This window comes from Chitinophaga sp., assembly GCF_036566945.1.
Lineage (GTDB): Bacteria > Bacteroidota > Bacteroidia > Chitinophagales > Chitinophagaceae > Chitinophaga.
In genome coordinates, this window is sequence record NZ_DATCVJ010000443.1 from 1 (window position 1) to 11,337 (window position 11,337).

Sequence of the window (11,337 nt, forward strand, 5' to 3'; positions counted from 1 at the left end):
CTGAACAAAAGCAATACCCTTGGATTGAGCTATAGCCGCCGTATTGAGCGCCCGAGCTACGAAGATCTTAATCCATTTGAATTCTACCTGGACAGGTATACAAAAGAAGCAGGTAATCCAAACCTGAAACCACAATACTCCAACAACTTTGAAATCACGCATACTTTCAAGGAATTCCTGATCACCTCCTTTGGTTATTCCCGTACAAAAGATATGATGACCAAGATCCTGGAAGCAGACGTGGACAAGTCAACGGGAGATACTTCCATTGTTCGTTACAAATACATGAACGTGGCGAGTGCAGACAATTTTAACCTGAATATTTCACTGCCCATGCCGATTACCAAATGGTGGATGAGTTTTACCACGGTATCTGTTTCCTACGGAAAATATGAAACAGTAGTCAACAACAACCCGGTGAAACTTGCTTCTGGTGGGTTCTTTGGCCGCACACAACAAACGTTTACCATTAATAAAGACATCGCAGCAGAAGTGACTTACTTCTATGTTTCGCCGCAGGTCACCAATGAGGGCTTATTTAGAATGAAGTCTATGTCTTCACTGGATCTGGGTGTATCAAAGAAAGTAATGAAAGGTAAAGGCTCCGTGAAACTGAATCTGGCCGATGTTTTCAAGACAAATTACTTCCGTGGATCCTTTGAAAATGCAGGTAAATACACTTCTGTATCCAGTGGACGGGATAGCCGTCAGGTGAGACTGACCTTTAACTACCGTTTTGGAAATACGAATGTAAAGGCCGCACGTAGCCGTCAGACAGGATTGGAAGCAGAACAAAATCGTGTAAAAGAGGGCGCTAACTAAGTATCCCTGTCCTAAAGATGGTTTTTTAGGTATATAAAGGATGGAAAAACGTAGCCCATCATTTGGGCTGCGTTTTCCTTTCAAACTTCCGGACCTGGGATAGCCTGGTTTCGTCACAGAAAAGAGGCCTTTGGTGTAATTTGATAGCATCCGATCGGGCATTCACATAATTTTGAAGAATATTTTTATACCAGATATAGTTTTCATCCATCTCTATAATATATTAATAATTAAATAGATAGAAAAGATATAGCTGTTTAAGATGGGCTAAAGTCACAATAAGCTGGAAAATCCTTTCAACGAACATGCAACCTTTTTTACAATTACTGTCTTTATAATGAAAGCATCAGCCACTAACTTGAATCAGACGCAAATAGCAGAGAATGTAGTAGAACGCTGCAAAAAGGGGGATGTTCGCGCATTCCGCGAATTGTACGACGCGTACGCCGCTGCTATGTATAATATCTGTCTGCGGATGACGAATAACGTGAGTGATGCGGAAGACACCTTACAGGAGGCCTTCATCCAGGTACACAAGAACATTAACAAACTGGAACGTGATCATAGTGTAAGTGCCTGGATTAAACGGATTGTGGTAAATCATTGTTTGAATACACTGCGCAAAAAGAAAGTGTATTTTGAAGATGTAGATGAAGTGGAAGTAATGACAGAAGACGGCATAGATGAAGCCCAGTTTACCTGGACCGTTGCCGCAGTAAAATCTGCCATCCATGGTTTACCACAGGGATATCGTACCGTTTTGAATCTCTATCTTTTTGAAGAGTATTCACACCGGGAAATAGCAGAAATGCTGGGTATCACTGAATCTACCGTAAAAACGCAGTATATGCGTGCCAAAGAAAAAGTAAGGCAAATTGTAAAACAGCAAAATGTAACTCGTTAATGCCAGACAATTTTGAAAATTTTATCCAGCAGCATCGGGAGGAATTTGAGATGCCCGGACCTTCGCCAAGGGTTTGGGATGCACTGGAGAAAGAACTGACTAATCAAGGAAAAGGCAGGGTAGTACAGCTTTTACAGAAAAACTGGTTTAAAGCAGCCGTCATATTGGTATTGATGATAAATGCCGGCGCCCTCTTTTATTTTACCAAACATAAACAGCATCAGCAGGAGCTGGCAGTTATAGCGCCGGAAATGCAGGAAGCAAAAGCATACTATACCTCACGTATAAACGAAAAGCTGCAGCTGATCAATGCCTACCCGGTGGACGAACTGGGCCTGGACAGCACGGCCCGTAAAGAACTGGAACTTCGCAACGATACCTACAAAGCGCTGGAAAAAGAATTAAAGAACAATCCCGGCAATGAAAGAATCCGCGCAGCACTTGTTCGCTACTACCAGCTAAAGCTGGATTTACTTGATAAAATATTAGAGGAGTTACAACAGAAACGTGCAACTCCCGGTCACACAAAAAAGCAATATGAAGCTGAGATTTAAATGCTTGTTATTCCTGTTGCTCCCGTTATTAGCGCAAGCTCACAATGGAGGAACACCTTACAAAAAAACCATTGTCAAAAACTTTACGGTAAGTGATAATGCTACTTTAAGTATTTCCAATAAGTATGGTAAGATTATTTTTCATGCCTGGAACAAGAATGAAATTAAAGCTACCATTACCGTTACCGGCTTTGGCAAAAATGATGCACAGGCCCAGTCTATCGCAGAACTGGTAGATGTGGACACCGATAAGAGCAGCAGCAACGCTGTATCTATGCGTACCGCCTATAGTCCCTCCAAAGGAGGTTCCAGCTGGTTTTCCTGGGGTGGAAAAATGGATTCCAAAGACTATGTAAATATTGATTACGATGTTTACATCCCTCAAAGTCTGCAAAAACTACAGGTAGAAAATCAATTCGGAGATGTAATTGCAGACAAGTTTACATTTCCGGCGACGCTGGATATGAACTATTGCACCTTCGATATCCGGGAAGCGGAAGATCTTACTTTCAGAATTAACTATTGTGATAAAGGAAGAATCGGGAAAGCGGGTAAAGTAACGGTGAAGGGCAATTATTCTACTATCCGCGCCGATCAGCTGGCAGGCCTGGAAACCAGCTCTAACTACAGCGAATATGCGATCGGGAAACTGGGTAGTTTGAAAATAGCGGCTAACTACGATGATTATAAAATAGAGTCGGCTGATTTGGTGGAAGGTCGTTGTACCTATTCCGATGTGAGAATCGAAGAACTGCAGCACAGCATTAATATGCGTATGACTTATGGAGATGTGAAAGTGCTGAAGACGGGTAGTGGTTTTAAACAGGCAGATTTCCAGCTTACTTATTCTGACGTGAGGATGTTTTTTGCCCGCAAACAGCCATTGAATATGAGCGTTAACCTGGTGTATGGCGATTTGGGAACCGGTGGACTGGAGTTAAAGAACGTCATGTCTAACAAGAAAGGCCCGGCCCTTAATTACGCAGCGCAGGCTGGCGGTGGGACTGAATCATCTCCCTATATAAAAATACAGGGTACTAACTCAGATGTTAAGCTCGATGTCTTTTAAAAAATAACGTCATTCTAAAATCTTATAAATACAGTTACACTATGAAACGATTAGCCACGTATGTCATGATTGCCCTGCCTTTGCTGTTGGCAGCCGGTGTATTTGCTTCCTTTAAGTATGGCAGTATTAATGGTAAGTACATTGGTATTAATGAGGAGAAAATCAGGGGTAATGGAAATGTGAAACAGGAATCGAGAGATGCCGCTGCTTTTACGGATATCAGCACTTCCGGAGTGTATAAAGTAGTGATTACCCAGGGTAGTACTCACAGTGTCCGGATAGAAGCAGAAGAAAACCTGCTGCCTTATATTATTACGGACATTTCCGGTGGAGAACTGCGTATCCATTCCAAGAAAGGATATAGCATCAATCCTACCAAAGATATTAAGGTATATGTTACCCTGCAGAAGGTGGATAAGTTGTCTGCCAGTGGAGCAGGTGGATTTACCAGCACGAATGTTTTAAACAGTGATCGTATTCAGTTAAAATTCAGTGGCGCCGCAGATGCCACGCTGGATATCAAAACGCAGTCGCTGGAAGTAGGGTTATCCGGCGCCAGTAATGTAAAACTGAAGGGTAGTTCCGAAAGCGCCGAATATGGTATTTCCGGCGCAGCAGACATCCAGGCCCTGGACTTATCTACCAATGATGTAAAAATTGGTATTTCCGGTACCGGCAAGGCAAATGTATTTGTACAGAAAAAACTGGATGTAAGTATTTCCGGTATGGGTACAGTAAAATATAAAGGAGATCCGGGCGTAACCCAGGCTATATCAGGCATGGGCCGGATCAGTAAGATTTGATAACAAGTTAGATTTAGAGTATATATGCGGCAGGTAGTTCTCTACCTGCTTTTTCTTTTTTATATTTGCTGTTCGAATATAAAATTTTAAGTTATGCCGTCCTTTGATATTGTTAGCAAAGTAGATTTACAGACACTGGATAACGCGATTAACACGGTGAAGAAAGAAATCACCAACAGGTTTGATTTCAAGGGTTCACATGTGGAAATAGAGCTGAACAAGAAAGAACTGGTGCTGAATATAGAAGTAGATAGTGATATGAAGCTGGGTCAGGTACTGGACGTATTGGTGAGTCGTACCATGCGTCAGGGGCTGGATGCTTCTATCTATGATCTCAGTAAGGAACCTTACCAGAGCGGTAAGGTATTTAAGAAGGATATTGCTGTACGGAACGGGATCAAACAGGAAGATGCCAAGAAGATAGTGAAAATGATTAAAGACGCGGGGTTGAAGGTACAGGCGGCCATTATGGACGATATTGTACGGGTAACCGGCAAAAAAATTGATGACTTACAGGATGTTATACAGAAAGCCAAGGAAGCCAATCTGGGCATACCTTTGCAGTATATTAACATGAAATCCTGATTTTTTTTACGAATAATCTTTGGGTGTTAAAGAAAATTAGTTAACTTTGCACCCTGTATTTACAATAATTTTGATATGAAACAGGGAATCCATCCAGAAAGTTACAGATTTGTGATATTTAAAGATATGTCAAACGGTGAGAGCTTTTTAAGCCGCTCTACTGCTCCTTCCAAAGAAACTGCAAAGTGGGAAGACGGCAATGAGTATCCGTTGATCAAGTTGGAAATTTCCAATACTTCTCATCCTTTTTATACTGGTAAGAACGTATTGGTGGATACTGCAGGACGTATTGACAAATTCAACAAGCGCTACGCTAAAAAAGCATAGTTTCTAAGTAAAATATTTTTAGGGAAATCCCATCGGCTTATCGATGGGATTTTCTATTTTAGCCACTTATGGAGCGTAATTATATTCTTTTTGACACGCCCGTACGTGAATTGTTATACCCCTTTACGCATACAAGACCCATAGCGGCCTGCAGAGTAGGAATACTCACTATTCAGGAGAAATGGGAACGCTTGCTGGGTACAGGAGTAAGCCATTTTACTGTACCGCATTTACAGGATAAATATCCTTTGCTGCATAAAGACAGGCAGGCAGTAAACATATTACTGAGTGGACACATACTGCCGGATGCTGCGCTGGTAGCTGCAATTGAAGTGCTGCAACCGGATCAGGAGTTGTATAAAGATCATCAGTTACTGGCCAAAGCGGTGTTGGGACCAGATGTACCGGCACTGTTGGCGGGTGACCGGAAAAATTATCCGGGAGAAGTACTGGGAATTTATAAGCCTTGGGATATCTTTGCGCTCAACGATAAAGCAATCAGGGCAGATTTTGAGCTGCTTACAGCAGGCCGGACATCGGCTACCTTATCACACACCAATCAACAGATCAATCATACGGACATTTTCCTGGAGCCGGGGGCTAAAGTGGAGTGCAGTATACTTAATGCCAGTACGGGACCTATCTATATCGGGAAAAATGCCGAGGTGATGGAAGGGTGCCTGATCAGGGGGCCTTTTGCGTTGGGAGAAGGGGCCGTATTAAAGATGGGTACAAAAATATATGGAGCTACCACCCTGGGGCCTTTTTGTACTGGTGGCGGGGAAATCAAGAACAGTGTGATGTTCGGTTATTCGAATAAGGGGCATGATGGTTACCTGGGCGATGCCGTTATCGGTGAGTGGTGTAACCTGGGAGCAAATACCTCCTGTTCCAATCTGAAAAACAATGTATCCACCGTAAAAGTATGGTTGGAAGCCCGGGGAGAGACGGTGTCGGCGGGAATGAAATGTGGCGTGCTGATGGGAGATTACAGTCGTTGTGGTATTAATACCATGCTGAATACGGGAACGGTGATTGGCGTGTCCAGCAATGTGCTTGGTGGCCATTTTCCGCCTAAATTTGTACCTTCTTTCAGTTGGGGAGGGCAGGAGTCTTACCGGCTGGCAGAAGCACTGAAAGACGCCGGTAATTGGATGGCGTTAAAAGGCCAAACTTTATCAGCAGTGGATAGTGAGGTATTGATCGCTTTACATGCGTTAACGAAACAGAAAGACCTTAAAACTTAATATTACAGTATTTATGAGAAAGAAAATTGTTGCAGGTAACTGGAAAATGAATCTTACGCTGGCGCAGGGCGAGCAGTTGATCAACGACATTCTGCAGGCAGGACTTACCTTGAAAGAAGGACAGGAAGTAGTGGTGGCTACGCCATTTCCTTATTTACTGAAAGCGAAGGCGTTACTGAAAAACTATCCTGGTTTTTACGTAGCGGCACAGAATTGCGCCAGTGAAAAATCCGGTGCTTATACCGGTGAGGTATCTGCAGAGATGCTGCAATCAATCGGCGTGGACTATGTGATTCTGGGTCACTCTGAAAGAAGAGAGTATTTCCAGGAAAGCAATGCGATACTGGCAAAGAAGATCGACCAGGTACTGGCCAACGGGCTGAAACCAATTTTCTGCTGTGGTGAACCACTGGAAATCAGACAGGCGGAAACACAGAATGCTTATGTAGCAAAGCAACTGGAAGAAAGTCTGTTTCATCTGACAGAAGAGCAACTGAAAAATGTAGTGATCGCGTATGAGCCTATCTGGGCGATTGGTACGGGTCTTACCGCCAGTTCTGCACAGGCACAGGATATGCACGCATTTATCCGTTCTCAGATTGCTAATAAATTTGGCCGTGAAGCCGCTTTACATACTTCTGTTTTATACGGAGGCAGTGCTAAGCCTGGTAATGCAGCTGAGTTGTTTTCCTGCCCTGATGTAGATGGAGGTCTTATTGGTGGCGCTTCTTTGGTAGCTGCTGATTTTGTAGCGATTATAGAAAAGCTGTCATAAATAAATAATTGAGAGATACGCAGTTAGTAAAGCTGCGTATTTTTTTAGTAAAAAATGCTAAAAAAATTAGTAATTCCGAAAAAAGGTTGTATATTCGTATTGTCATTCTAACAGGGAGAATTAAAATATCAGGTTATGAATACGAATTATGAAATTTCGGAAGAGTTATTTGATTATTTGTTGGTGGTGAATCCGGATGCTTTGGTATCTAAAGATGTGACCCGTATCCGCCAGTTTGTAGCTGCAGAGCTAAATGATGGAGGCATGTCGGGGGCGCCTGTTCATGTGGCGTTGTTCAGATCAGCGTTTCCTGAGCGTTTTCAGGAAGATTTTGTGACCATGCTGGAAGAGGTGGCGCGCAAGCAGGCTGGTTTTGCCATTTACACGGCAAAGATGGATGCTTTCAGGCATGCTGATGGAAACAACAGTGTTTTCATCAATGTAGCGAATCCCAAACCTTTGATTGAATTGCATCGTAGTATTCTGCAGGCTTTTGAATTGAAGCCGCAGACCTTCAAACCGCATATTATGCTGGCGAGAGGACTACATGATGCGGAAGTCAATATGGTCATGCCATTGCTGGCGCAGCAAATATTTGTACGCAGCTTCAATTGTCATTGTTTTAGTTTGCTGAAAAGGCCTGCTGCCGGTGGTAAATACGAACGCGTGAAAGACTTTGTATTTGGAGATATTGAACACATGGTTGGTTCATTGTTTAATTACGCTGCATAAGCAGCTATAAAGTTGTCTGAGTCAGGATTGCCGGGTGGTAGATTCGCAGAATTGATGGATTTGGGACGGATAAATAATTTGTTACCCCCTATATCAATGTTCATCAATGTTTGTTTCCCTCATGTTAACCATCCTTTCATACTGTTGCTGTTGCAGCCTTCAGCTGCTATCCTTCGATGGTAGCCAGTTGCAACGTTATTGATCCGTTAGCATACCAATTTCATATGATGCTGCGTATCCATTATCCGGCAAATCCTGGTTCAGATAATTATTTGTATGAGAGAATCCTTTCCTCGTGTTTGTTCCCTTCATTCCCTTTTGTAATAAGTTTTTAGTTGTTTGTATCTTAGCGGAAATTTTGAATGTTTTTTGAGAGTGTCCTCCTTCATTTGTAGTGCATACAGTCAGAAATAGGACCATTACCGCGTTAATCGAATAAAATTTATGACAACTAAGACAATTGTACACAAGGAAATTATTGTGAAAGGCCGTGTGCAGGGAGTAGGATTCAGGGCAAATGCCAAGCGCGTAGCCGATTCAATGAATGTACAGGGACAAGTGAAAAATCTGCTGGATGGAAACGTATGGATTCTGGCGGAAGCAGAAGAGCAGGCAATGGAAGATTTCATTGACTGGTGTAAATCAGGACCTGCTATGGCTGCAGTAAAGGAATTGGAAATTACAACCGGCGACGTACAACATATTAAAGGCTTTACTATCCTTTATTCATAAATCCCTGGTCCGGTTTACAGCGGGTGTTCAGATACCTATGCCCCGTAAGCAATTAGCCTTTTGCTATGAGCTTTTAGAAATCGCAGAGAAAAAGTTAACCGGGACCTGTTGACAACAGGCGCAAAGAAATTTAACGGGGCAATGCAACTGAATACGACCGTATAAATTTCTTTGCGCTTTCGTCATGCGATATGATGGGTGTTTGCTGTATCGGAAACAAGCATTAATTAATACTAAGCTTCTGCAAAGACTTGCGCAATACAGCTTTGGGCACTACTAAGCATTAATTAATACTAAACTTCTTCTGTAAAGACTTATCCAACGCAGCTTTGGGCACTACAATCGTAATGGTATTCACCGCAAAATAAGCTTCAGAAACATTCACGTAGCCGCCAAATGGACTGGAGTTAGTACCCCATGAATTTTTTACCAGGAAGAAGGTTTTACCTTGCTGTGTTTTCTCAATCCCCGTAATGTGCATCAGGTGATCATCCTGTGTTACCAATTCTTCGTATAGCTGTTGACGTGAGTCCTGCGTATAAGTGGGTTCAGCTACATCCGGATCGATACTATCTTTTTTCAGCGAAGCGCCCGGCTGTGGCAATAAGGCGAATCCTTTGCTGGAAGCAAATCCCCTGTTGCTCACATCAGCATCCCACAATACCGTGTAACCTTTTTGCAGCGCCGTTTCGGTGATGCTGGTCAATTCTTTTAACGGTACGTTGTAATAAGCGCCGTTAGAGAAATTGTCCGGTACTTCTATAATGAAAGATTTGTAAAAAGGATGATGCGTGAAGGAGGTCAGAAATACATAATCATCTGCATTGAACTTCACTACTTCCTTTGCAAAAGTTTGTGGGGTATAGGTTTTACCATTGTATTCAAACGAAGCAGGAGGCTGTCCCATGTAATTATCCAGGATGCCGGTAAACTGAGTTATCCAGTTATCGGGTACCGGTGATACTTTAATGATGCTATCCAGGTATTTCTTCATGGCAACCACCATTTCTCCGTGGTTGTGTGTGGTGGCATTGCCTTTTAATCCACTGTACACACTTTCCGGCTCTATACCATAAGCTGCAATAGATTGGATCACATCATGTGCCAGGCCGCCTTCATCAAAGCGGGCAAAGCCTTGTCTCCGTACATAGTTCTTTGCCTTTTCTATATAAACATTCCGGGCGGTAAACATTTCAGAGAGATCCAGCTCAGGCAGCCCTTTGCGCAGACATTCTGTTTCTACCATAGAAGTGGATGAAAATGACCAGCAGGTGCCTGTCATACCCTGATTTTTCACCGGGGTAGTGGCGTTGCTTTTTCCATTTACAAGGTTGTTGATTACTACGCTTTTTTCCTGTGCATTCGCCATGATGGCGGTAAACATGGCAAGTGTAATACAAAATGCTTTCATATACTATCGTTAAATAATTAACCTAAAGATAAGTGAACCACTATAATAAAAAATACCATTACCGTATGAACGGTAATGGTACGGATGTAATCTGCAGTAGAATGGCAGTAATTAGTTTTCTACATTCGTATTATAAGTATTGGCAGAGCCTTTAATGGCTACATGTTTGGCTTTCAGGTATTTACTGTATTTGTTCGCCACTGCGTCGGACTGCTTCACACCATTGATAAACAAGCCTTTATCGTTTTTTTCTATGCTATAATCTTTCTGGGTATCCAACAGATTGTCTGCCTCCATTTTGCGGAGCATATCGCGGTAGCTGTCGGCTACTTGTTTTTGTTCAGCGGCTACTTTTTTAGCCTGGTCTGCCATCTGTGCTTGTTCAGCCGCCATTTTTTTGGCTTCCAGTCTTACTCCACTACTTTCTTCTCTGGTTTTGGCAGCTTCTTTTCTTGCTCTGGCGGCGTCTTCCAGGGCTTCTGCTCTTTGTTTGCGTACTTCTTCCAATTGGCTGGACGAGTATTCCTGCGCGTTGCCGGCCATTTGGCGGGCATCTTCGAGTTGTTTACGCACCTGGTCACTTACATTCAAATTGCTGTAAGCCAGGGCCAGATTTTTACTGAGAGACTGGAAGTCAATGTTTTTCAATGCAGCCGTGGCTTCTGCCTGGGCTTTGCTAATCTGAGTCCAGTCAATATTTTTGAGGGCAGCTATGCTTTCCGCCTGTGCTTTGCGGGTTTCAGCAGATAGGTCCTGCCAGTTGATATTTTTAGTAACTGCCTGGATCTCCGCCTGTACTTTCTTCATGTCCACTTCATTCAACTGTTTCATAGCGATTTGAATGCTGCGTTGTGCTTCTTTGATCTGTTTACGGATTTCTTCTTTGTCCAGTTGTGTGTCACTGTTGTAATACACAGAAGACTTCACCTTATTGGCCGTATTGACATTTACTTTTGAAGTAACGGTTACAGGAGTACTGTCGCAGGTTTTATTGAAACTATAGTTATAATTATAGCTATAGGCTGGTGGCGGCGGTGGTGGTGGAGAAGACAGCTCTCCTTTCAGAGGCGAAAGCGGAGCCATTGGTGTTGGTGCTGGCGTAGGAATGGTATTGGGCGCTGGCGGTGTGGGAGGTGGTGGCGGAGCCGGCATTTCCAGTATGGCAGTATCTACTGCGGTCACACAATCCAGTTGATGTTGGAACCCATTGTTTTTAGTGTTGGATGGTTCAACCACATAATCGATGGCGGTAGTCACATCTTTCCGTGGTGCGGAATTGAGCTGTTTTTTTTCGCTTACTTTCTTTTGTTCAGCTTCATTGCTTTTCCCTTTGGCGGGGTTTAACCAGGCAATGGATACAAGGCCGGTGGCAATGA

At 43.0% G+C, this 11,337-nt stretch carries 12 protein-coding genes and 1 pseudogene; 11 read left to right on the top strand and 2 right to left on the bottom strand.

The genetic code is table 11. The features are described from left to right. The 11 genes from VIP81_RS13495 to VIP81_RS13545 form a co-directional block, all read left to right on the top strand. Window positions 1–822 (top strand): outer membrane beta-barrel family protein (locus VIP81_RS13495; protein ID WP_331961329.1); only part of this gene is annotated, 822 nt, incomplete at its 5' end. Between the two features lie 337 nt (window positions 823–1,159). Further along, entirely contained in the window at window positions 1,160–1,726 is a 567-nt protein-coding gene (locus VIP81_RS13500) for a sigma-70 family RNA polymerase sigma factor (protein ID WP_331961332.1), read from the top strand. After that, on the top strand, window positions 1,726–2,280 hold the full coding sequence (locus VIP81_RS13505) for a hypothetical protein (RefSeq protein ID WP_331961335.1): 555 nt from the start codon (window positions 1,726–1,728) through the stop codon (window positions 2,278–2,280). The genes VIP81_RS13500 and VIP81_RS13505 overlap by 1 nt, the downstream gene beginning before the upstream one ends. Continuing rightward, entirely contained in the window at window positions 2,264–3,349 is a 1,086-nt protein-coding gene (locus tag VIP81_RS13510; RefSeq protein ID WP_331961338.1) for a hypothetical protein, read from the top strand. The genes VIP81_RS13505 and VIP81_RS13510 overlap by 17 nt, the downstream gene beginning before the upstream one ends. Window positions 3,350–3,390: 41 nt before the next feature. Continuing rightward, window positions 3,391–4,152 carry a head GIN domain-containing protein gene (locus tag VIP81_RS13515; protein ID WP_331961341.1) on the top strand — a complete coding sequence of 254 codons (762 nt, stop codon included), beginning with the start codon at window positions 3,391–3,393 and terminating at the stop codon, window positions 4,150–4,152. 93 nt (window positions 4,153–4,245) lie between these two features. Then, window positions 4,246–4,737 (top strand): YajQ family cyclic di-GMP-binding protein, encoded by a 492-nt coding sequence (locus tag VIP81_RS13520; RefSeq protein ID WP_133811672.1) that lies wholly within the window; start codon window positions 4,246–4,248, stop codon window positions 4,735–4,737. Between the two features lie 75 nt (window positions 4,738–4,812). Further along, window positions 4,813–5,064, top strand: a complete 252-nt coding sequence (locus VIP81_RS13525; protein WP_079473370.1) for a type B 50S ribosomal protein L31 — start codon at window positions 4,813–4,815, stop codon at window positions 5,062–5,064. A 68-nt stretch (window positions 5,065–5,132) separates the two neighbouring features. Continuing rightward, window positions 5,133–6,311: a putative sugar nucleotidyl transferase gene (locus VIP81_RS13530; protein ID WP_331961351.1), complete on the top strand. Its 1,179-nt coding sequence runs from the start codon at window positions 5,133–5,135 to the stop codon at window positions 6,309–6,311. Window positions 6,312–6,324: 13 nt separating this feature from the next. Then, a complete protein-coding gene (tpiA, locus tag VIP81_RS13535) occupies window positions 6,325–7,086 on the top strand; it encodes a triose-phosphate isomerase (RefSeq protein ID WP_331961354.1) in 762 nt (253 codons plus the stop codon). Window positions 7,087–7,221: 135 nt separating this feature from the next. Beyond that, complete coding sequence (locus VIP81_RS13540; protein ID WP_331961357.1) at window positions 7,222–7,818, top strand: 2'-5' RNA ligase family protein; 597 nt, start codon at window positions 7,222–7,224, stop codon at window positions 7,816–7,818. 444 nt (window positions 7,819–8,262) lie between these two features. Beyond that, window positions 8,263–8,550, top strand: coding sequence for an acylphosphatase (locus tag VIP81_RS13545; protein ID WP_331961360.1), 288 nt, complete (start codon window positions 8,263–8,265; stop codon window positions 8,548–8,550). Between the two features lie 283 nt (window positions 8,551–8,833). On the opposite strand, the gene VIP81_RS13550 is transcribed toward VIP81_RS13545, so the two are convergent. Both VIP81_RS13550 and VIP81_RS13555 read right to left on the bottom strand, forming a co-directional pair. Further along, window positions 8,834–9,961, bottom strand: a complete 1,128-nt coding sequence (locus VIP81_RS13550) for a C1 family peptidase (RefSeq protein WP_331961363.1) — start codon at window positions 9,959–9,961, stop codon at window positions 8,834–8,836. Between the two features lie 111 nt (window positions 9,962–10,072). Continuing rightward, window positions 10,073–11,337: pseudogene (locus VIP81_RS13555) on the bottom strand (hypothetical protein); the annotation flags it as partial.

Excerpts from the sequence above, each read along its gene's own strand:
- VIP81_RS13500 (WP_331961332.1), top strand. The coding sequence starts at position 1,160 with ATGAAAGCATCAGCCACTAACTTGAATCAGACGCAAATAGCAGAGAAT.
- VIP81_RS13505 (WP_331961335.1), top strand. The coding sequence starts at position 1,726 with ATGCCAGACAATTTTGAAAATTTTATCCAGCAGCATCGGGAGGAATTT.
- VIP81_RS13510 (WP_331961338.1), top strand. The coding sequence starts at position 2,264 with ATGAAGCTGAGATTTAAATGCTTGTTATTCCTGTTGCTCCCGTTATTA.
- VIP81_RS13515 (WP_331961341.1), top strand. The coding sequence starts at position 3,391 with ATGAAACGATTAGCCACGTATGTCATGATTGCCCTGCCTTTGCTGTTG.
- VIP81_RS13520 (WP_133811672.1), top strand. The coding sequence starts at position 4,246 with ATGCCGTCCTTTGATATTGTTAGCAAAGTAGATTTACAGACACTGGAT.
- VIP81_RS13525 (WP_079473370.1), top strand. The coding sequence starts at position 4,813 with ATGAAACAGGGAATCCATCCAGAAAGTTACAGATTTGTGATATTTAAA.
- VIP81_RS13530 (WP_331961351.1), top strand. The coding sequence starts at position 5,133 with ATGGAGCGTAATTATATTCTTTTTGACACGCCCGTACGTGAATTGTTA.
- tpiA (WP_331961354.1), top strand. The coding sequence starts at position 6,325 with ATGAGAAAGAAAATTGTTGCAGGTAACTGGAAAATGAATCTTACGCTG.
- VIP81_RS13540 (WP_331961357.1), top strand. The coding sequence starts at position 7,222 with ATGAATACGAATTATGAAATTTCGGAAGAGTTATTTGATTATTTGTTG.
- VIP81_RS13545 (WP_331961360.1), top strand. The coding sequence starts at position 8,263 with ATGACAACTAAGACAATTGTACACAAGGAAATTATTGTGAAAGGCCGT.
- VIP81_RS13550 (WP_331961363.1), bottom strand. The coding sequence starts at position 9,961 with ATGAAAGCATTTTGTATTACACTTGCCATGTTTACCGCCATCATGGCG.